The 21,511-nt window shown below is 41.7% G+C and carries 14 protein-coding genes; 9 read left to right on the top strand and 5 right to left on the bottom strand.

Annotation, left to right across the window (positions count from 1 at the left end; all coding sequences use genetic code 11):
• Positions 1-155: 155 nt before the first annotated feature.
• Both ACT29H_RS14910 and ACT29H_RS14915 read right to left on the bottom strand, forming a co-directional pair.
• Complete coding sequence (locus tag ACT29H_RS14910) at positions 156-1,517, bottom strand: sensor histidine kinase (protein ID WP_444822447.1); 1,362 nt, start codon at positions 1,515-1,517, stop codon at positions 156-158.
• A gap of 152 nt (positions 1,518-1,669) precedes the next feature.
• Entirely contained in the window at positions 1,670-3,043 is a 1,374-nt protein-coding gene (locus ACT29H_RS14915) for a sigma-54-dependent transcriptional regulator (protein ID WP_444822448.1), read from the bottom strand.
• A 358-nt stretch (positions 3,044-3,401) separates the two neighbouring features.
• On the opposite strand from ACT29H_RS14915, the gene ACT29H_RS14920 reads away from it, so the two are divergent.
• From ACT29H_RS14920 to ACT29H_RS14960, 9 genes are all read left to right on the top strand, one after another.
• Positions 3,402-4,652 carry an efflux RND transporter periplasmic adaptor subunit gene (locus ACT29H_RS14920; RefSeq protein WP_444822449.1) on the top strand — a complete coding sequence of 417 codons (1,251 nt, stop codon included), beginning with the start codon at positions 3,402-3,404 and terminating at the stop codon, positions 4,650-4,652.
• A gap of 159 nt (positions 4,653-4,811) precedes the next feature.
• Positions 4,812-5,189: a four helix bundle protein gene (locus ACT29H_RS14925; RefSeq protein ID WP_444822450.1), complete on the top strand. Its 378-nt coding sequence runs from the start codon at positions 4,812-4,814 to the stop codon at positions 5,187-5,189.
• A 183-nt stretch (positions 5,190-5,372) separates the two neighbouring features.
• Entirely contained in the window at positions 5,373-6,071 is a 699-nt protein-coding gene (locus tag ACT29H_RS14930; RefSeq protein ID WP_444822451.1) for an ABC transporter ATP-binding protein, read from the top strand.
• An 84-nt stretch (positions 6,072-6,155) separates the two neighbouring features.
• Positions 6,156-8,486, top strand: coding sequence for an FtsX-like permease family protein (locus tag ACT29H_RS14935; protein WP_444822452.1), 2,331 nt, complete (start codon positions 6,156-6,158; stop codon positions 8,484-8,486).
• A gap of 311 nt (positions 8,487-8,797) precedes the next feature.
• Positions 8,798-11,164, top strand: coding sequence for an ABC transporter permease (locus ACT29H_RS14940; RefSeq protein WP_444822453.1), 2,367 nt, complete (start codon positions 8,798-8,800; stop codon positions 11,162-11,164).
• Between the two features lie 33 nt (positions 11,165-11,197).
• Positions 11,198-13,546 carry an ABC transporter permease gene (locus ACT29H_RS14945; protein WP_444822454.1) on the top strand — a complete coding sequence of 783 codons (2,349 nt, stop codon included), beginning with the start codon at positions 11,198-11,200 and terminating at the stop codon, positions 13,544-13,546.
• 232 nt (positions 13,547-13,778) lie between these two features.
• Positions 13,779-14,480 carry a MotA/TolQ/ExbB proton channel family protein gene (locus tag ACT29H_RS14950; protein ID WP_444822455.1) on the top strand — a complete coding sequence of 234 codons (702 nt, stop codon included), beginning with the start codon at positions 13,779-13,781 and terminating at the stop codon, positions 14,478-14,480.
• A 69-nt stretch (positions 14,481-14,549) separates the two neighbouring features.
• Positions 14,550-14,942, top strand: coding sequence for an ExbD/TolR family protein (locus ACT29H_RS14955; RefSeq protein ID WP_444822456.1), 393 nt, complete (start codon positions 14,550-14,552; stop codon positions 14,940-14,942).
• Positions 14,943-15,298: 356 nt separating this feature from the next.
• On the top strand, positions 15,299-16,219 hold the full coding sequence (locus tag ACT29H_RS14960) for a TonB family protein (RefSeq protein ID WP_444822457.1): 921 nt from the start codon (positions 15,299-15,301) through the stop codon (positions 16,217-16,219).
• A gap of 330 nt (positions 16,220-16,549) precedes the next feature.
• Here the strand turns inward: ACT29H_RS14960 and ACT29H_RS14965 are convergent, their stop codons facing one another.
• From ACT29H_RS14965 to ACT29H_RS14975, 3 genes are all read right to left on the bottom strand, one after another.
• Complete coding sequence (locus ACT29H_RS14965; protein WP_444822458.1) at positions 16,550-17,314, bottom strand: sulfite exporter TauE/SafE family protein; 765 nt, start codon at positions 17,312-17,314, stop codon at positions 16,550-16,552.
• Between the two features lie 303 nt (positions 17,315-17,617).
• Positions 17,618-18,895, bottom strand: coding sequence for a serine hydroxymethyltransferase (gene glyA / locus ACT29H_RS14970; protein ID WP_444822459.1), 1,278 nt, complete (start codon positions 18,893-18,895; stop codon positions 17,618-17,620).
• Positions 18,896-19,323: 428 nt separating this feature from the next.
• On the bottom strand, positions 19,324-21,102 hold the full coding sequence (locus ACT29H_RS14975) for a chloride channel protein (RefSeq protein ID WP_444822460.1): 1,779 nt from the start codon (positions 21,100-21,102) through the stop codon (positions 19,324-19,326).
• Between the last annotated feature and the right edge of the window lie 409 nt (positions 21,103-21,511).

Genomic DNA, 21,511 nt, shown 5'->3' on the forward strand with positions numbered 1-21,511 from the left:
GAAGCCGGGGGGCACCGACAAAACGGTAATTTGCCCCCAACTGCGACTTAACCAGCCACCAGAAACGATGAACGAAAATTTAAGAACAAATATTATAGTTTTATTTGACTATAAACATAAATTAATCTTGTACGCATAAGGCCGATAAGGAAAGTTTAAGAAACGGTCGGCGGAAAGACCAAACTGAAAACCGTTCCTTTTGTGGGGATGGAACGAACATTGATTTGGCCACCATGCATACGCATGATTTGCCGTGCCAGGCTAAGGCCTATTCCACTGCCTTTCTCGCGGGTGGTGAAGAACGGAACAAAGATATCTTCCAAAAGGTCGGGGGTTATGCCGGGGCCGTTGTCTTTTATCTGAACTTCAGTTTTTTGTGCCGTGTTTTGGGAGATGTCAACGGAAATTTTACCCTCTTTTTGGTCATCAATGGCTTCTGCTGCATTCTTTATCAAATTGACCAATACCCGTGCAATCATTTTTTCATCGGCCAAAATTGTTATTTGCGGGTTATTACATTTTAGTGAGATTTGGATCGCTGGCCAGGCGGACTGATGGAGATAGATGGTGTTTTCGGTAAGTTGACAGATCTTAACCGGTTTCAGATTGGGTTTCGGGAGCCGTGTCAGTTGACGGTAGCTTTCTACAAAACTTAAGAGCCCTGTTCCTTGCTGCTCGATAACCTGAAGTCCCTTGACGGTGTTTTGGATCATTTTTTCACTGACCGCGGAGGGCGAAATAGTTGTTCCGTCTTTTATAAAATAGTTTTTCAGATTTTCGGAAAGAGAGGTCACCGGCGCGATGGAATTCATAATTTCGTGCGTCAGAACACGAATAAGCTTCATCCATGAATCCAGCTCTTTTTCGTTGAGCTGATCGTTGATATCTTGCATGGAAACCAGCCTCAGAGTTTGGTCTCCTTTTTTAAAAATGGTGGCTTTTATCAGGAGATTGGCAACCTTTTGATTGTTTAATTCCAGTTTTAGCACTTTTTGTTGGTTAGGTTGTATGGACCCGATCACATTGGCCAGTTGTGGATTGTTTTTTTTCAGCTGTCTTACATGGGTGAGTTGTCTCAGATTTAATAGTTGTTTTATACTCTTGTTGGCATTGAGAATAAATCCACCGGAGTCGAATATGATTATCCCGATATCCACATGTTCGATAATGGCTTGCAGGTATTGTTCGTGTTGTCTGGTTTCGGTTTTTAATTGTTGCAGATAGTTGTTTAACTTTTGCAGATGATGATTTAATTGATTCATCATTTTGTCTTGGGTCGGATTTGGGAACGAAAGGGCAGAGTCTTCGTTTTTAACGGCTTCGAAGAAATAGTTGATTTTTCTGAACAAGCGTTGCTGTAAGGAGTACCAGCGAACCATTAGAAAAACGATGATGAAACCGCCAAAGAGGCCGGCCTGAATATATTTCAGCCCACAGATGGCCCAACCCGTTAAGACTGAAACAACAACAGTTAGTAATAAGAGCAATAGGCTGTGTATGTGATAAGGGAGTTTCATAAAAGTATCATTTGTCTGATTTAACGGATTTCTATCCTTCTCATGATAATCGAATGCGGAGAATAAATGCCCGGATATGTCAGTTAATAGCTGGGCATGGGGTAGAGGAAATAGTTCTAATGCTCAATCATTCAAAATTATCATGCTTTATTTTATTTGATATTGTACTTTTTCATTTTGTTGTAAAGTGTTTGTCGGGTGATTCCCAATTGTTCTGCGGCAGCAGTAATATTGGAAGGATATTTATCCAAGGCAGTAAGGATGAGGTGTTTTTCCATTTCTTCAAGGTTGAGAGGGGGGGCGATCATGGCATGTCCGATGCCGGTTACCGGTTTGAGAAAAAAATCATTGGGTTTGAGAATGTTACTTTCGCTTAAGATCACGGCTTTTTCGATAGAATGTTCCAATTCGCGAATATTGCCGGGCCATTGGTATCTCAAAAGTTTTTCTTCTGCCTGATGATTGATTTTTAAATGAGGTTTATGATACTTTGCAGTATATTTTTTCAGAAAAAAGTTGGCCAGAGCAAGGATGTCATCACCCCGGTCTCGCAATGGCGGAACTTCGATATGTATGGTGTTGATTCTATAGAGGAGATCTTCCCGAAATAAACCTTCCTTTACCAAGGCCGGAAGGTTACAGTTGGTGGCACTGATCAGCCGGATATCTACAGGAACGGGGTGGTTCGACCCTACACGTGTCACCTGTCGGTTTTGCAATGCGGTTAATAGTTTTGCCTGAAGATGCAGCGGAAGGTTGCCTATCTCATCGAGGAAAAGGGTTCCGTGGTTAGCAATTTCGAATTTGCCGGCTCTGTCTTCTTTGGCATCGGTAAAAGCGCCTTTTACATGTCCAAACAGCTCACTCTCGAAGAGCGTTTCGCTAATGGCTCCCATGTCTACGCTGATGAGCATTTCATCCTTACGATGGGACAAACGGTGTATTTCCCGGGCAATCAATTCTTTTCCTGTTCCGTTCTCCCCGGTTATCAGAATGTTGGTGTCGGTTTTGGCTACCTTGCGAACCAAATTTAATACTTGCATGATTTGAGGTGAGGAGCCGATGATGTGTTTTTGCGGAGCCCTAAGACCGCTTTTCAAATCTTTCTCTCTTTGCTTAAGGGCTTTAACTTCCTTCCTGGATTGACTGAGCTGAACTGCCGCTTTAACCGTGGCCAGGAGTTTGGTATTGTCCCATGGCTTTAAAACGAAATCGGTAGCGCCTGTTTTCAGGGCTTTTACCGCCAATTCCACATCCCCGTAAGCGGTAATCATCACCACCGATATATGCGGATATTTGGCCTTTATTTGCTGAAGCCAGTAAATACCTTCGTTTCCGGTGTTGGCGCCGGTTTTAAAGTTCATGTCCAAGAGGACAAGGTTACATGGATATTTTTCCAGAAAAGAGGTAATCCGGTTGGGATTGGTTAAACATTCCACATGATCAAATTCGGAAGATAACAACAATTCCAATGCGGTCAGTATGCTCCTGTTGTCGTCAACGATTAAAATATTACCACTTGACATTAATCCTTTTATTAGAGTTTAAAAATATAGCTTATATATGGGGGGGTGCAGTTGTGTCGGGACTAAAGCTTTCGAATAACAGGGGCAATTTCCGGCCTGTGATTCTAAGATGGTTCAAAGGTAGAAGTTTGGGGATGGGATTTCAACGAGGTGTCAAATTATTTTACAATTTGGCGTGTGAAATTTTTACACCCAAGATGGTTGTGCGTTTTTTTATAGGCTTGAGGGTGTGTGTTTTGATCGTTTTGGTATGGTTGTGGAATATGGAATGGTTGAAAGGTGAGCGGTTGGAAAGGTGGATTGGTTAAAAAATATTATGCTATATCTGAATATTGAAATTTTTTAGAACGTTAAGTTAATGGATCGAGTAATTGAAAAAAGAAAGAGGATTAGAAAACCACATGTGTATTTGGGAATGGGCGGTTTAGTGTTTCTGTTTTTTATATACCAGATTATTTGGGCCGATCATAGTTCGGTGATGCGGGTGGATAAGGATAAGTTGACCATTAGCACTGTGGAACAGGGGCTGTTTAACGATTACATTACCATTATCGGTCAGGTAGAGCCCATTGCTACCATTTATCTGGATGCCATAGAGGGTGGAAGGATAAAGGAAAAAATTATTGAAGAAGGGGCCATGGTAAAAAAGGGGGATGTCATTCTTCGTCTGGAAAACAGGCAGCTCTATCAAACCATATTAAACAGTGAAGCAGCTCTGGCCGAAAAAGAAAATTATTTGCGCAATACTCGCATTAGCTTTGAAGCGGAAATGATTCAATCAAGACGAAACATGCTGGATAATAGATTTAGTCTACAAAGAAAACAACGAAATTATGAGCAGTCCCAAATGTTATACGAGGAAAAATTAATTGCTAAAGAGGAGTATTTGCAGGCAAAAGAAGATTATGAATATGAGCGAGATTTGTTGGAAATTAATCGTTTAAAGGCCAAAAACGATTCCATTATGCTAATGACCAATATGAAAACGTTGGACAATGACTTGCAAAAAATGCGACAGATGTTGGGGCTTGTTCGGGAACGACTGGACCATCTGGAAGTGAGAGCTCCGGTGGACGGACAGCTGGGAATGCTCGACGCGGAACTTGGCCAGTCCATTGCGCAGGGACAGCGAATCGGTATGATTCATGTGTTATCTGATTTTAAGGTAAAGGCTAGTGTGGATGAGCATTATATCGACCGAGTCAAAACCGGGCTGCCTTGTTCTTTCAACAGAAATGAGGCTGAATATTCCTTACTTGTTAAAAAAGTTTATCCTGAAGTGCGAGATGGACAGTTTCAAATTGATATGGTGTTTCAAAACCAAAAACCGAAAAGCATTCGTACAGGTCAAACCTACCATATTAAAATGCAATTGGGGCAGTCGGTCCGTGCAGTGTTAATACCTCGTGGCGCCTTCTTCCAAAGTACCGGCGGACAGTGGGTCTTTGTTTTAAATGATTCCGAAACCGCGGCATACAAACGGCCGGTGAAGATAGGGAAACAGAATCCACGTTACTTTGAAGTGCTGGAAGGCCTTGAACCGGGCGAAAAAGTAATCACTTCCGGCTACGAGATGTTTGGAGATAATGAGAGGTTGGAAATAAGATAATTGCTCAGGGCATAGGGCAAAGAGCATAGAGTAGATTGAGCAAGAAGACGGAAGAAATTTAGGGTAGGTCATCCAATGTTGTATATTATGAATTTTTTATTTTTGGAAAGAATGCAATTCGCCGAATACTAAATTGTTAGGACTTAAATTATGTAGGTTATGCCGCAATTTAGATTTATGGAATTAGAAATATGGAAAGATTCTATAACCCTGAATGAAAAGTTATTTAGTTTGGCAGATGAAATAAGTGATGCGAAAAGTTTTCGTTTTGCTGAGCAGCTAAGAGCAGCCTCGTTAAGTATATCCAATAATATAGCGGAGGGTGCGGGATCTTATTCCGATAGAGACTTTGCTAATTTTTTAAACATAGCAAGGCGCTCTGTATTTGAGACGGCTAATCTTGTTTTTATTGCTCATCAACAAAGTTATATTGATACGAATTGTTTGAATAGCCTGTTGCTAGATTTGGATGTTTTAAGTCGTAAGATTTCAAAATTAAGAATGAGATTAAGAATGAATGAAGAAAAAAAAAGATAAGGATATGGCACGTTGAATAAGGGTGAATAATATCATATTTAATGATCTGTTCCCTATCCCCTATGCAACTGTATAAGAATTGATTTATATATAATCACCATGAGCTATGAAGGTATGGATAAACATTAGTGAGGGTAGCCTTCTCTAAGCCCCATGCCCCATGCTCTTTGCAATATTTAGACTATGCTAAAAACAAACAACTTATCCAAAGTATTTCGCACTGAAGAGATTGAAACCAGTGCACTTGACAAGATTAATCTGCATGTTCAGAATGGTGAATTTGTGGCCATTATGGGTCCTTCGGGTTGTGGCAAATCTACTTTGCTCAACATCCTTGGATTGCTGGACAATCCTTCGGGGGGAGAATACTATTTTGATGGAACGGAAGTGGGCCGTTTAAAAGAGCGCCAGCGCACCAAACTGAGAAAGGGAAACATCGGTTTTGTATTTCAGAGTTTTAACCTGATTGACGAGCTCAATGTTTTTGAGAATGTGGAACTGCCGCTGATCTACCTTAAGTATAAAGCCAAAGAACGAAAAGAACGGGTGGAAGAAGTCCTTGACCGAATGAATATTGGACATCGAAAAAAGCATTTCCCGCAACAGCTGTCAGGGGGCCAGCAGCAAAGGGTTGCCATCGCACGCGCAGTGGTGGCCAATCCCAAATTGATTTTGGCCGATGAACCTACCGGTAACCTCGATTCCAAAAACGGATTAGAAGTGATGCATCTGCTTTCGGAGCTGAATGGGGAAGGCACCACCATTGTGATGGTTACGCACTCCATACGGGATTCCGAATATGCCCACAGGGTGGTCAACCTTTTTGATGGGCATATCATCACCGAAGAGATGAAAAAGGAACTGGGGGAGATGATTTTTTAAAAGGCCGGCGTGTAGAGTAGAATAAAAAAACATATTGGTGGGAGCGAAGCGGCTCTTTATTCCACCAATTTTAAAATTGCGTTAATGAAGACCCTTTTGATGATATTCAGGCGACTGAAGAAGAACAAAACAGCAATGATGTTAGGTGTGTCCGGTATGGTGGCGGGCCTGGTTTGTGTGTTATTTATTTTTTTTTGGATTGTGGATGAAATCCAATACAACAGATATAATGATAAGCTTGATCGTATTTTCGTAGTGCATGCCTTTCTTGAAGGGGGCACCGAAAAGGTTCCTTTCAGGGGATGTCCACCGGCGGTTGCGCCATCCTTGGCGAGCGAATATCCGGAGGTGATTCGGACCGCTCGATTTCTTCCGCCCTACATGGAATTTTTGCTTCAATATGAAGATAAAAAGTATCTGGAAAAAACGGCCTTTGCCGATTTCTCCCTATTCGATATCATGACTTTACCCTTTAAGTACGGGAACAGGGGCGAAGAAAATGTTGAAAACAAGATTGTGTTAACCGAAACAGCTGCCCGTAAATATTTTGGAGAGGAAAATCCTGTAGGACGCGTGATGAAATTCAATAACAATGATAATATGATTGTTGTGGGAGTGATCAAAGACATCCCGAAGAATTCTTCTATTTCTTTTTCCGCTTTGATGCCATTAGAGAAAACAAGGATCTTCTTTCAGCGCGATGATTTTCTTTTTACTTGGTATAATAATGCTTTTACAACGTTTGGGCTCTTGAGATCTCCTGATGATTTCGAAAAAGTGGCCTCTTCGATCACCAATAGAATTCAAAAAGAGCTTCCTGAATCCACCAATTTTCTCAGGGCCTATAAATGGAAAGATAAATATCTGATTGAAGATAACAATATCCGAAACGTCCGTATTTTTATTTTGATTGCCTTCCTGGTATTATTAACAGCAACTTTGAATTTCATTAATCTTAATACGGCCCGTTCTGTGAATCAGATTAAAGAGTCGGGACTTCGAAAAACTTTGGGAGCCACCAGATGGAGCCTGATCCGACTTATTTATACCGATATAGCGGTGGTTTGTTTGCTGGCTTTTATTATTTCCATTTTTTTAGCTTTTGCGGGACTTCCCCTGTTTATTTCTTTCATCGGAAGGCCAATAGATCCGATGTTTGTATTTTCGTGGGAGCCTCTTTTGGCCATCGTGGCGATCTATTTTTTTACAGTTTTTCTGGCCGGAAGTTATCCTGCCTTTTATCTTAGCGGTTTTCGACCCGCTATTACCATGAAATCGGGTTTCAGATCCGTAAAGGCGAAGGGGTGGTTTCGAAATGCGATGGTCGTGGCCATATTTATTGTTTCCCTGTTGCTCCTTAGTGGAACATTTATCATTTCCAAACAAACCGATTATCTTCAAAATATGGATTTGGGATATGATAGAAGTCAATTAATATATGTCTATCTGAATGGAAAGTTAAAAAATCGTCATCAGGCCTTCAAACAGGAAATAAACCGAAACACAAATGTTGAATCGTCTACCGTCATTTCTCATCTTCCCTTTTCGATAGGAAATAACGGCGAAGGATGGAAATGGGATGGGAAAGATCCCTCTTTTAAACCGCTTGTGACAGACTGGCAGGGCGATACGGATTTGCTTAAGACGTTTGGAATTGAATTGAAGGAAGGTACTTTCTTCCGGAATAATGATCAAAAGGGGGTTGTTATCAATGAAACTTTTGCCAATATGATCGGGTGGAATCAGTTTGAAGGTAAAAATATTGAAGCTTATGGCACGACCCTTCCAATTCTGGGCGTTATCAAAGACATCCATTTCAATACGCTCTCAGAAGATATAAAACCGCTTGCCATTCAGGCAATAGGAGATCAGATGTCTACCAATTTTATTGTTGTTAAGACCAATAGATACCACATTCATGCAACCCTTAATTATATAGAGGAAGTAGCCCGCAAGTTTGAACCGGATATACCCCTGACGTATGGATTTTTTGAGGAAGAAATTGAAAAAATGTTGGCCTCCGAACGTAATTTGCGAAAGTTGGTTAGTGTCTTTTCCGGTTTTTCAGTGATAGTTTTTGTTCTAGGTCTTTTGGGGGTGATTATGTTTATGGCAGAACAAAGAACCAAAGAGATTGGAATCCGAAAATGTATTGGGGAGCCGGTTTTCAGTATCGTTACACGTTTGATTAAGCCCTTTCTTATTTCAGGTGGCATTGCATTTTCAATAGCGGTTCCTCTTTCGTGGTGGACGATGAATCGTTGGCTACAAAATTTCGCCTTTCGGATCGACTTAACCATCTCAATATTTTTGAGTGCCGGAATCCTAATACTGATTATTGCGTTGATGACAGTAGCCTTGCAAAGTTGGAGGGCCGCTACCCAAAATCCGGTAGATGCTCTTAGGGATGAATAGATGAGCACAAAAACGAATGGCATTATGAAGAATGAGCATAGTTTAATACCTAATAAAACGAGCCTGCCAATGTAGGATTGTCACGATAAGAATTATGTATAGAGTGCGCAGGCAGAAGGAAAAAAAGGTTGGTTGTAAGGTTAATAGGCTATTAGACCATTAGATGATTAGGCTTATCGTGGAAATGTAGGAACTAAGAATCAGGAACTAGAAACTAAGAACTAAGAACTAGAAACTCCTGCTCATGCGAGTTCCATTGGCCCAATAACTTAAATTAATTTTTTACGAATGTAATTGTAAATCACAATAGCATGATTTTTAAGACTATATGGCTGGCCTATAGGAGTCTAAGTAAATCTAAAACGTTTGCCCTGTTTAATGTTCTGAGTCTTACGCTTGGAATTACGGTGAGCTTGATGATTTTTATTTTTGTCACCAAGGAACGGAGCGTTGATGAATATATCCCGGAGGTTGACAAGGTGTTTTGTCTGACAAATGGAGGAGATACTTATCTGTCATACAATATGGTAAACCTTGTAAAAGAGGAGATTCCTGAATTGGAAAGTGTTACTTTCTGTACGGTAGATTGGTCTCCTCAGATTTTTCTAGAAAGGGATAATCGCAGTTATAAAGTGGACCGAATGCTAACTGCCGATTCCTGTTTTTTTCGAGTTTTTCAGTTCCAATCGGTATGGGGTAACCCGGTCGATGCCTTGAATAGTGCTAACAAATTGGTTATTACCCGGTCATTGTCCAAAAAGATTTTTGGAGATGAGAATCCGGTGGGGAAATCCGTTATTTACAATGCCACCTATCTTCAGAACCAGGAATTGGAAATAGGCGCTGTAGTGGAAGATCTGCCACATAATTCTTCTTGGGATTTTGAGGCCGTCATATCATTCCAAACCAATTTTAAAATTGAATGGTATGATGAACATGTCAAGGAATGGGGTACAAGAAATTATAAGGGATTTGTGAGAATAGGGGCGAATACCTCTTTGGATAAAATTAAGGCAAAACTTGAGAGTATCTCATTAGATAAAGTCCCCGACGATTTTGTTGAAAAAATTAGCTTTAGTTTGTTCCCGTTTTCGCGTGTTTACTTTGATCTACCTGAACTAAGCCTGCTAAAGCATGGCAATCGAATAACTCTCTCAATAATTGGCATTACAGGGATGCTAATTTTACTCTTGACATGTGTAAACTACATTAATATCATAACCGCTCAACGGGAAAAGTGGTATAAAAATGTGGGACTTCTGAAAACTTTGGGGGGTAGTCGCATCAGCATCATTGGATTGTTAACCACCGAAACGGTCCTTTTATTGCTATTGGCTTTTGTTTTTTCGGTTATTGTTGGTGGGATGTCGTTAAGTAAATTGAATCATCTCACCAATTCTCAATTTACCCTTTCCGGGTTGCTACAAATGAAATATCTGATTATTCCGATATTGATGTTGTTATTTATGGCTTTTTTAACGGGTATTGTGCCGGGATATATTGTTAGCAAACAATCTCCTTCTCTTTTATTGAAAAAGCAATTAGGGCAGAAAAGGAATTTTTTCAGAAACACTCTACTGATATTTCAGTTTTCTGTTTCGGTTGCACTCGTTGCCTCAATTCTTGTCATTCATCGCCAAAATAGTTTTTTGCAAAGTCGAGATCCGGGGTTTGCCAGGGAGAATATTTTGTTTTTTATCCTCAATGATGATATTTATAAAAATATCGATGTTTTTAAAAATGAATTAGAGAGAATTCCCGGTGTTTTGGACTATACCTTCTCTGAATCCCTGCTTACAAATAATGGTCAAAATTGGGTGATGCAAATGATCAATAAAGGAGAGAAAGACGACGTATTTTTTTCCAAGCTTTCGGTTGCGCCCAATTTTTTCAACTTCTTTGGAATTGAAATTGTTGAGGGATCGGGATTTGATAATCATTCGGATGAAAAGCAGGACTTTATTTTCAATGAAACAGCACGGAAAAATTTTAGTATTAGCAATCTTTCTGATGTAAGAATCGCTGTTTCAGAACCTCAAAATGGGAAAATTGTTGGGATTGCTAAAGACTTTAATTTCGAATCTTTGCACGTACCTATCAGGGCGGCTGGTTATCTATGTTCCGGGAAATGCGACGAAGTAATGTATCTTAAGATTAATCGCGGCAGTTTCTCTAGGTTTAACGCGACCATCAATCAGGTGGAGAAGGCCTGGAATCAGAATTCTCCTAATTTTCCTTTTGAGTATCATTTCCTTAAACAATCATGGGAAGATCATTATGCCAAGGATTTTCAATTTCAGTCGATACTTTCTTATTCCACTTTTATCTCGCTGTTACTGTCTTGTTTCGGCTTAATAGGCTTGACTTATTATGTTTTGGATCGTCGAACGAAAGAAATTGGCATTCGAAAAGTGAATGGTGCCAGTGAAAGCGATATTCTCAAATTGCTTTGTAAAGAATTCATAAAATGGGTTGGCTTAGCTGTCATTATTGCGACCCCCATAACCTGGTATGCCATGAGTCAATGGCTTGAAAACTTTGCCTATAAAACAGTATTAAGCTGGTGGATTTTTGTTTTGGCAGGCCTATTGGCCCTCTTAATTGCAATATTGACGGTTGGTTGGCAGAGCGTCAAAGCTGCGATGCGGAATCCAGTAAAATCTTTACGGTATGAATAATGATCATTGTGGAAAAAAATAAAGAACAACAAAATGAAAAACCTTTCTTTTATTTTTAGAATGCTAAAACGCAATCCGCTGTTGGTCTTTGTCAATATTCCAGGGTTAGCAATTGGTTTAAGTGCTATACTGCTACTGTCGGTTTACCTGAAACATGAATTAAGTTTTGACAAGCATTTTAAAACCAAAGACCAAGTAGTGCGATTATACAATGCCGTAACCAGAAACGGTCAGACCAGAAAAATGGGCTTCTGTTTAAGAGGCGCCTATACTGAAATACCATCCCAGGTCCCGGAGGTTAGATCTGCAACTCAGATTTATAACGGATGGGAGACGATTGTTGATTACAACAAAGTACGTTATCTCAATTTTCGGGTTTTGTATGTCGATAAGGCGTTTTTTGATGTGTTTGGTTTGGAATTGATGTACGGCAGTCCTGATGAAGCACTGGATGGATCCGGGAAGGTGGTGATTAGCGAATCAACCGCCAAGAAAATATTTAACCGTACCGATTGTCTTGGAGAAGTGATTACCCTATCGGATGAAAAAATAATTGTCACCGGGGTCATTAAAGATTTACCCGGCAATAGCCATTTCAGATTCGATTTGTTGGTTTCGATGCCTACCATTAAACCGGAAAAGTGGGGTGGTTTAGAAGCCTTTACTTATTTTCGGATTAAAGAAAATGCCGATATCGAAATGGCCGGAGCAAAGATTGCCGAAGCCAATAATAGGATCATGAAACCCTGGGCCAAACCGTTCAATGCCACCGTTCGTTCCGGCGTGGAAAAATTGCCTACCCTGCATTTGCATTCTGTTGTTGGAATGGATTTATCGGCGAAGGCAAATTTAAGCCATATCAGCATTGTGGCTTTCATCGCGTTTTTTATTCTGCTGATTGCGCTAATCAATTTTATTAATCTTTATATTCTGCATGGTGAAAAAAGGATTGCTGAAATCGCGGCCCGCAAGGCACTGGGAGCCACCAAGGCCACTCTGGCAAAACTCTTTTTTACCGAGACCGGCATCATCGCCCTGATTGCTTTTGTATTGGCTGTTATTCTTACTGCATTCTTTCAGCCTTCTTTTGCTCAAATTATGCAAAGTCGGATAACCTATGCCGATATATTTTCATGGTCCGGATTATTGGTTGTGTTGTCAATCCTGGCAATCTTAATCATTGTGTCCGGTGCTTATCCCGTTTATTATTTGTCAAACCTTAATTTGGTTAGTGCTTTAAAAGGAAAATCATTGAAAGTTAAAAGAAAGAGTACTTTGTCCCGGATTGCAGTAATATTGCAATTTTCCATCTCTGTTTTTTTGATTTCGGCTTTACTCGTTGTTGTGGCACAAACAAATTTTTTAAAAAAACAGCCGCTTGGATTTAATCCCGAGAATGTGATCGGAATAACCAATCTTGATGAGAAAATTGTTCAAAGCATCGATGCCATCGAAAACGAATTGCGGCAGCTCCCCTTCGTTGAAAGTGTGGGGTCTTCAACCCATAGTATGGGGGATGGGTCTAGTGGACAAGCCATAAAAAAGTATGGTGCTCCTGGCAATTATTTGGGAATTAGAGAATATCGTGTCAATCCCGGCTTTGACAAAACCATGCAGATTGAATTGGTGGAAGGCCGATATTTTACCAACTCCGAAGCCGATAAAATGGGGGTTATCCTTAACCAGGCGGCCGTGAAAATGCTGGGTGGAGATATTGGTGTGGGAAGTCTGGTGGATATGCACGGAGAGCCCCTGACGGTTATAGGCATCGCGAAAGATTTTATTTTTCAGGACCATCCCGGTGATCCCGTTGCTCCTTTGGTGCTTTCTAATTATTGGTTTTATGTCAGAAATGTTTATCTCCGGACTCGTGGTAAGTTATCCGGTGAACAGCAAGCCCGCATCGCACAAATATTTAAAAATTATTCGCCGGACTTTATTTATGGGCAATTTGATATGACCGATGTTTATGCCAATAAGTTTGAAGGCGAAGAACGTGTGATGAAATTGGTTTTGGCGGGAGCCGCGATGGCCATTGCTATTAGTTTTGTTGGTTTGTTGGCCCTTTCCATTCTGAGTATTACGCGGCGGACAAAGGAGATCGGAATTCGTAAAGTGGTCGGAAGCACAGAATTAGAGGTCGTTCGTACACTTTTGTCCGAGACATTAACGATGGTCGGTATTGCCATTGCCATTGCCTGTTTAAGCGGATATTTTGTTTTACAGCAATGGCTCGAAAATTTTGTTGTCAGAATCAATTTAACACCACTCTATTTCATGGTTAGCGCCGTCATTGCTGTTTTAATCGCATTGCTGGCAGTGAGCTGGCATAGCTGGAAGGCTGCAACAAGCAATCCGGTGGATGCTATCAGATATGAATGAGAAAAGCGTACCTTCCTTTTTGAAAATTAAATCTCAGGAACCGACGCGATATTGTGGATATGCGTAATATCCAGGCGTTTTTTTGCTAAACTTTAGTGGTGCTTCAAAATAGTATTTTATCAATTTTAAGCGTTTAGTGGATATTGATTAGATGTATCTGTTTTCAGTGTACCAAAAAATCACTAATTTGGCGGGCAAAACAAATTGAGTCGAACTATCAAGAAGAATGAATATGAATCTGTTTTTGATGATACAGGCTGCCGGTGAGGCCGCTGCCCAAGCGGGCGAAATGGCAGGTGGTGAAGAAAAAGCAACCATTAATCTTTTCGAATTGTTAATTCAGGGCGGTTGGATTATGATTCCGCTTTTTTTGCTGTCGTTTGTTGCCGTTTACATCTTTATTGAACGATATCTGGCCATAAAGCGGGCATCCAGAGAAGATAAAAGCTTTATGAATCGCATAAAAGACTATATCCATGAGGGAAAGATTGATTCAGCACTGGCGCTTTGTCAATCGCATGACAATCCTATTTCTCGGATGATTGAAAAAGGGATCACCCGAATCGGCAGGCCGTTAAATGACGTCAATACCGCCATCGAGAATGTGGGTAATTTGGAAGTCAGCAGGTTGGAAAAAGGATTGCCGGTGTTGGCCACCGTAGCAGGGGGGGCGCCCATGATTGGTTTTACGGGTACGGTTATTGGTATGATTAAATCGTTCTGGGAGATGTCCAATGCAGGAAGTAACATTGAAGTGGACATGCTTGCCGGTGGTATTTATACCGCCCTGGTGACCACTGTAACAGGTCTGATTGTGGGAATTATCGCCTATTTTGCCTACAACTGGCTGGTGGCCCGGATTGAAAGTGTGGTCTTTAAAATGGAAGCGAGAACCATGGAATTCATGGACCTTTTGAATGAACCCGCCGGTTAGCGGTCGGGTTATAGTAGATGGCAGTGCCTTGACGGACTGTAGGTTAATTAACGGAAACAAATTTAGGTCATGGCTTTAAAGTCAAGAAGTAAAATAGATCCAACATTTAGTATGTCGTCGATGACAGATGTGGTTTTTCTGTTGTTGATCTTTTTCATGATCACATCCACATTAGTGCATCCTACGGCGCTTAAATTATTATTGCCGCAAAGTGCCAACCAGACGGCGGCAAAACCCCAGACCACTGTCTCCATCACCCGTGATCTCAGATATTATGTGGAAGACCGAAGAGTCAGTTTCAGTCAGATAGAACCCATATTGAAAGAAAAAGTGGGACAAAATCCCGATATTTACATCTCTCTTCATGTGGATGAAAACGTTCCTATGAGAGAAGTGGTGAAAGTGATGAATATTGCCAAACGCAATAAGTATAAGTTGATTTTGGCAACTCGGGCGAAATAACTTTGGGCCCTATTTGATAGGAAAGCCATTAATGAAAGAGTGCCTTTTAAGGATTAGGGTTTTAGTTGTTCTCATTCATTTCTCATTGGCCCGGATGAGATCGGCGCTATGTAATTAGTGCGTTTATATCAAGAAAGATTTCGGACGCGTTGGTGGACTGTGATATATTATAAAAAAAGGTTAGGTAGAGTGGCAGGGAACCGGTTTAGTGGTAGATTTAGTCGTTAGCTTGTATCGGCTTTTGACTATTCCAAGAACCTAGTTTATAGGACGATTAGTTCGTATTGACAGAGTTGTTGAGAAAGAGGCCAAGAAAAAATTAGAACTGTTATTTTTAGAGGAATAATTTTTAGAAGATGACCAATCCATCCAAAAAAGATAAAAGAGCAGGCGTTATCGGTAGCACCATTTTTCATGTGGTTCTATTGATTCTTCTTATGGTATTGGGGCTTTCCAGTATGCCAAGGGAAGAGGAAGGTATTTTGGTCGATTTCGGTGATGGCCCTACCGGGATGGGAGCATCGGAACCCATTCTCAGCCAGCCGGCAGGTGTGCAAAACAAACAACCGACCAGTCAGCCCGAGCCGGTGAGTCCACCCCCGACCACCTCGCCTGAAGCCGCGGAGGAGACTGTTAACACCCAGGATTTTGAAGAAGCTCCCTCCATCAGTGAAGAAGAAAAAGCAAAACAAGAGGCTGAAAAGAAAAGACTGGAAGAGGAGCGCAAACGTCAGGAGGAGATAGAACGACAAAAACGAATCGAAGAGGAGAAGAGACGGCAGGAAGAGTTGGAACGGCAGCGAAAACTGGAAGAAGAAAGAAAAAGACAAGAAGAACTGGAACGAAAAGCTCAGGAAGCTCGAAACAATGTGCTTAATGCCTTCAGTAAAACAGAAGGTACTGGCGCTTCCCAGGGTGAAGCCGGCGGTGTCGGAAACCAAGGAGCCCCAGGTGGTGAACCCGGTGTGGGAACATACACCGGTACCGGAAAAGGAAAAAGTGGGACAGGGTATGATTTGAGAGGACGTTCGTTGAAAGGATCATTGCCTAAACCCGAATATAATATTCAGGAAGAAGGTATCGTTGTGGTGCAAATTACTGTGGATCCTGACGGAAATGTTATAAATGCAGTACCAATTCTCAAAGGCACCACTACGCAAAACTCATATTTGTGGAGAGTGGCCAAGGCTGCAGCCATGAAGGCTCGTTTTAATCCCGATCCCAATGCTCCCGCAAAACAAGTGGGAACCATTACTTATCATTTCAGTTTGGAATAGTGAAAATGAAGTAAAAAGAATTCTCGTCGGTGAGTTTTTAACAATTCTGTTTAATTCTGGGGAACAAAACAATGAAATGAGCATGATAATGGAAGTTTGTCACTTTAGAGGTAAGGGATGAGGCGGTTAGGGTCGAAAGGGAATTGGTAGGATGGTTGAGTGGTGGCTGCGGAACTGCGACAGAGTGGTTTCCGGGAACTCTGAACTTAAAACCATTACCTCGAAACTTAATTGTTCGTGTGAGTTCCATTCGGTCAATTACTTAAATTAATTTATGAGAGCCATAGAAGTATCCCCCAATGACTCTGAACACCCTCCGAAGTTTTCCTTTTAAAGCAGCCCTAATACTTTTAGTCCGGAAAATAATACCACTGCCAGGAGAATATATCTGATGTTTTTGGCGCCGATCTTACTTGCATATTTCGACGCGATCCAGGCCCCCGCGGCATTGCCTGCTGCCAAGCACAATCCGTAACTCCAAACAATTTGCCCGGCCTTTAGAAATACGGCCACGGCCACCAGTGTGAAGGCTAGAACCATCAGTACTTTTACGGCATTGGCCCGGACTAAATCATAGCCGGCACCCAAAACCAGTCCGGCCAGCAAAAAGAGACCTACTCCTGCCTGAATAAATCCACCATAAATGCCAATGAAAAAAAAGAGAATGGTGTTGATCCATCTCGACTTGGTGGTTGGCATTGTCCCCGCTTTCCCTTTAATCCAACTGGAGGGCTTCAGTAAAATCACAAAAAACATTACGACCAATAGTCCACCAATGAAATAGTTGAGAAAATCTTCTTCTATTTCAACCGCCAAGGTAGCACCCAGCAAAGAACCGAAAAGGGTCGGGAAAATCAGTGCCCATTCTCTTTTCGGTTGCAGTTCTTTTTGTCGTACGAAATTACCCGTAGCAACCAGGTTTTGTACCACCACACCGATGCGGTTGGTGCCGTTGGCAATGGCCGGTGGAAGGCCCATGAACATCAATAACGGTAATGTAATTAATGATCCACTACCGGCAAAGGTGTTGATCACACCCGCAGCCAATCCGGCCAATATCAATAACAGGGCGTTGATGGGTTCCAGTGTTGGCATATCTATCGAAATTTAAACCTCTTTATGTGATCTTATGACCTTCCGCCGGCTCTTGAATGGTTTTATTGAATGTATACTGCGTATGATCATGTCGCCTAAAAAGAAAAAGTGCCGGTACACGACACTTTTGTTATGATTGAAACGAACTTGATCCAAGCAATAAGGCTACCAGGCAATTAGACCAATAGGCCAATGGACTAATATATTTCTATTTTTTCTACCTGTATCCAAACGATTTTTGGCTTCCGGCCTCTGACTTCCCGTTCTTCATCATCAGCACATCAACCATCCAACCATTATATATTATTTAAAAATGGGAAAATCTTTCATCATTTCATTCACCCTTTTTCTAACCGAGGCAATGGTTGCTTCACTATCGGGGTTGCTCAAGACTTCATCAATGAGATCGACAACGGGAACCATATGTTCTTCTTTCAACCCGCGGGTGGTCAGAGCGGCCGTTCCTACACGAATTCCTGACGTTTGGAAGGGGGAACGATCATCGAATGGCACCATGTTTTTATTGATGGTAATATCGGCCAATACCAGAGTGTTTTCAGCTTTTTTTCCTGTTAATTCAGGAAATTTGGTCCGCAAATCGATGAGCATACTGTGGTTGTCGGTTCCCCCCGAAATCACTTTGTAGCCTTTGGCAATAAAACACTCTGCCATTTTCTTGGCATTCTTCTGCACCTGTTTTTGATATTCTTTATATTCGGGCTGCAGCGCTTCATAGAATGCTACTCCTTTGGCGGCAATGATGTGTTCCAGCGGTCCACCCTGAATACCGGGAAATACTGCAGAATCGAGCAGCGAAGACATTTTTCTGATTTCTCCCTTTTTGGTTTTGATGCCCATGGGATTGTCAAAATCTTTCCCCATCAGGATGATTCCCCCCCGAGGACCTCTCAGTGTTTTGTGGGTGGTGGAGGTGACGATATGCGCGTATTTTACCGGGTTTTTCAATAATCCGGCAGCAATAAGTCCGGCAGGGTGTGCCATATCGATCATGAGGATCGCACCCACTTTGTCGGCAATGGCACGCATACGTTCATAATCCCAGTCACGTGAATAGGCCGAGGCACCGCCAATGATCAGTTTGGGCTTATGTTCCAGCGCCAGCTTTTCCATCATGTCATAATCTACCAGTCCGGTATCCTCTTTCACGCCATAGGCAATGGGTTGATAAAGTTTTCCCGAACTGTTAACCGGTGAACCGTGAGAGAGGTGACCTCCATGTGCCAGGTCCAAACCCAGAAATTTGTCCCCCGGATTCAAAACGGTCATCAATACAGCCATATTGGCTTGGGCACCACTGTGTGGCTGTACGTTGGCCCATTCGGCATCAAAGAGTTCTTTTAATCGTTCAATGGCCAGCGTTTCACTTTCATCCACGACCTGACAACCCCCATAATAACGCTTCCCGGGGAGACCTTCCGCATATTTGTTGGTCATGCATGAACCCATGGCTTCCATTACCTGGTCGCTTACAAAATTTTCGGAGGCAATCAGTTCGATGCCATTAAGCTGTCGCTGATGCTCTTTTTCGATCAGTGCAAAGATTTTGTCGTCTCTCTTCATAGTTTTGTATCGTTTGATGCCTTTAATGATAGATTGAAGAATGAGGGGAACAACATTGAGCGATTTTTCTTCTCGGAACCGGATGGTTTTTTTAGGAGGTAAGAAAAACCTCCGGCGAAAAAGTGTATGAATTCTAATGTTGCTGCGTTAATACCAATCTACTATTATGAAAGGCCGGAAAATAAATTGATAATTTTTGTCAAAGGTAAAGAATTCCATTTATTTTATCGGCAATTCTTACAGCAATTTCACTATTCCCAAAATGTTACCGTAGGGCTTCAATATTTCCGTATAACATTTCACTCTCTTTTTGAAAAGAGGCAACAAAAACTTTCAGCGTCGGGGTAAAAAACTATTTAAAAATGTAGTTTGAAGGAGGATGCGAAAAGTTTAATTTGCTGCGAACTGATTCACCTGCCGTCTATTCATTATTCATCGGAGAAGTGAATTAATACTCTGCGATAAACAGAGAAGATTTTGGATTTGGAGACAAACCCCAGGTATTTTCCATTCTCTACTACCGGCAAATTCCAGGCCCCCGTCTCTTCAAATTTTCGCATCACCTTATCCATGCTTTCGTTGGCCTCAATAAAAGCGGGGGGGATGGTCATGAGATTTTCCACCTTTGTTTGGTTGTAGAGTTCGTTATTGAACATGATTTCCCGGATGTCATCCAACAATACAATACCCAGCAGTTTCCCTTCTTCGTTTAATACGGGGAAGATATTCCTTCTGGCTTTGGCAATAACTTTCACCAGTTCGCCCAGGGTTTGTTGCGGACTCACGGTCTTGAAATCGGTCTCAATGACTTTGTTGAGGCGCATAAGGGTCAATACCGCTTTGTCTTTGTGGTGGGTGAGTAGTTCTCCTTTTTTGGCAAGCCGTTTGGTATAAATGGAGTGTGGCTCAAAGTACATGATGGTCAGATACGATACCGTGGAGGTTAGAATAAGCGGAATGAAGAGGGCGTATCCGTGGGTGATTTCAGCGATAAGAAAGATGGCGGTCAAAGGTGCATGCATTACTCCGGCCATCAATGCCGCCATGCCTGCCAAAGCAAAGTGGGCTTCCGGTAAATTGACCCAACCCATCTGATTCAACAGTCTGGCCATAAAAAAACCGGCGACACCCCCCGTGAAAAGGGTGGGGGCAAATATTCCTCCCACGCCGCCGCTCCCATTGGTGGCCGCGGTGGCCAAAACCTTGAAAGCAATGAGAAGACCCAGAAAACCCAATATGACCAGGTTGCTATCCCGAAAATGATAGAAAAATGTGTTTTCCAGTACAGCATCGGCGTTCCCACTGAGTAACGCCGAGATGGTGGTATAGCCTTCCCCGTATAACGGCGGAAAAAGAAATATCAGCAGGCTGAGAATGGCGCCTCCTGTTAGCAACCGTAGAAAGGGATTCTTAATCTTTAAAATTTTTCCTTCCATATACATACTACCCCAGGTCATGTAAAGCGATATGAGTCCGCCCACAATGCCCAATACCACATACCAGGGGAGATTGTTGAGTAAAAACGGATCCTGAAGGTGAAAGGCAAATTCCGCGCCTTTACCCAGAAAGAGATAGGCTATGGTGGTGGCGGTGACCGACGAAATTAATAGCGGAATGACCGAGGCCATGGTCAAGTCGAGCATGAGGACCTCCAGGGTAAATACCAAACCCGCTATGGGGGCTTTAAAAATACCGGCAATGGCACCCGCTGCACCGCTACCTACCAACAAGGTGATGGTTTTCTGGTTGAGGTGAAACATCCTTCCCAACGAAGAACCAATGGAAGCACCCGTTAATACGATAGGGGCTTCCGCACCTACCGACCCTCCAAAACCAATGGTAAAAGTACTTCCGATGATGGAGGTGTAGGAATTGTGCGGTTTTAAATACCCTCCTTTCCGGGAAAAGGCATATAGAATTTTGGTGATGCCGTGACTGATTTTGTCTTTTACAATAAATCGCGTGAACAATACCGTTAGCGTAATCCCAAGAAGCGGATAGGCCAGGTATAGTAAATTTTGATTGTCTAGATTAAATCCTTCGGTTAATAATTGATTGGTAAAATGGATGGTGTTTTTTAAAATTACCGCCGCCAGTCCACTCCCGATACCAATTATAAAACTTAGAATCAGAGTAAGATGTTTTTGTGAAAGGTGTTTTACACGCCAGATTAAAAATCGTCCTAATAGTTTAGATGCTGTTTCCATTTGGAGATTCTGAAATATTTTTTGTGTCCGTCTTATCTGTTGGAAAAAAGTGTTTGTCGGAATGGCCTTGGCAAGTAAGGTGAAGATTTCTGGTCATCAGGCATTTATTTCATTCCAATTTTCGAAGTGCAAAGGTATTGCTTTAGAGAATGAAATTCAAAATTGGCGTGTTAAATTGTGTTGGAAGACTGAAAACGATTTATCCTTGCTCTTTTGAAAAAGGATTAATCATAACCTGATTGCCTTAAAAGGCGACATTGTTCATATGATTATACCTTTTTCATAAAAGCAAGGTTAAATCGCTTGCAATGATAAAACGGGCATGACCAATCAAGGTGGTTACAACAAGTAAATGTATAAACCATGGTCATGCGAGTTCCATCAGCCCAATGAATTGCTTAAATTTTAT

Source organism: Thermophagus sp. OGC60D27 (assembly GCF_052400625.1).
Taxonomy (GTDB): Bacteria; Bacteroidota; Bacteroidia; order Bacteroidales; family Marinilabiliaceae; genus Thermophagus.

What these genes read in the sequence shown, in the direction of transcription:
- ACT29H_RS14920 (WP_444822449.1), top strand. Translation starts at nt 3,402, where the DNA reads ATGGATCGAGTAATTGAAAAAAGAAAGAGGATTAGAAAACCACATGTG.
- ACT29H_RS14965 (WP_444822458.1), bottom strand. Translation starts at nt 17,314, where the DNA reads ATGCCAACACTGGAACCCATCAACGCCCTGTTATTGATATTGGCCGGA.
- ACT29H_RS14975 (WP_444822460.1), bottom strand. Translation starts at nt 21,102, where the DNA reads ATGGAAACAGCATCTAAACTATTAGGACGATTTTTAATCTGGCGTGTA.
- ACT29H_RS14940 (WP_444822453.1), top strand. Translation starts at nt 8,798, where the DNA reads ATGATTTTTAAGACTATATGGCTGGCCTATAGGAGTCTAAGTAAATCT.
- glyA (WP_444822459.1), bottom strand. Translation starts at nt 18,895, where the DNA reads ATGAAGAGAGACGACAAAATCTTTGCACTGATCGAAAAAGAGCATCAG.
- ACT29H_RS14950 (WP_444822455.1), top strand. Translation starts at nt 13,779, where the DNA reads ATGAATCTGTTTTTGATGATACAGGCTGCCGGTGAGGCCGCTGCCCAA.
- ACT29H_RS14960 (WP_444822457.1), top strand. Translation starts at nt 15,299, where the DNA reads ATGACCAATCCATCCAAAAAAGATAAAAGAGCAGGCGTTATCGGTAGC.
- ACT29H_RS14930 (WP_444822451.1), top strand. Translation starts at nt 5,373, where the DNA reads ATGCTAAAAACAAACAACTTATCCAAAGTATTTCGCACTGAAGAGATT.
- ACT29H_RS14925 (WP_444822450.1), top strand. Translation starts at nt 4,812, where the DNA reads ATGCCGCAATTTAGATTTATGGAATTAGAAATATGGAAAGATTCTATA.
- ACT29H_RS14915 (WP_444822448.1), bottom strand. Translation starts at nt 3,043, where the DNA reads ATGTCAAGTGGTAATATTTTAATCGTTGACGACAACAGGAGCATACTG.
- ACT29H_RS14935 (WP_444822452.1), top strand. Translation starts at nt 6,156, where the DNA reads ATGAAGACCCTTTTGATGATATTCAGGCGACTGAAGAAGAACAAAACA.
- ACT29H_RS14910 (WP_444822447.1), bottom strand. Translation starts at nt 1,517, where the DNA reads ATGAAACTCCCTTATCACATACACAGCCTATTGCTCTTATTACTAACT.
- ACT29H_RS14955 (WP_444822456.1), top strand. Translation starts at nt 14,550, where the DNA reads ATGGCTTTAAAGTCAAGAAGTAAAATAGATCCAACATTTAGTATGTCG.
- ACT29H_RS14945 (WP_444822454.1), top strand. Translation starts at nt 11,198, where the DNA reads ATGAAAAACCTTTCTTTTATTTTTAGAATGCTAAAACGCAATCCGCTG.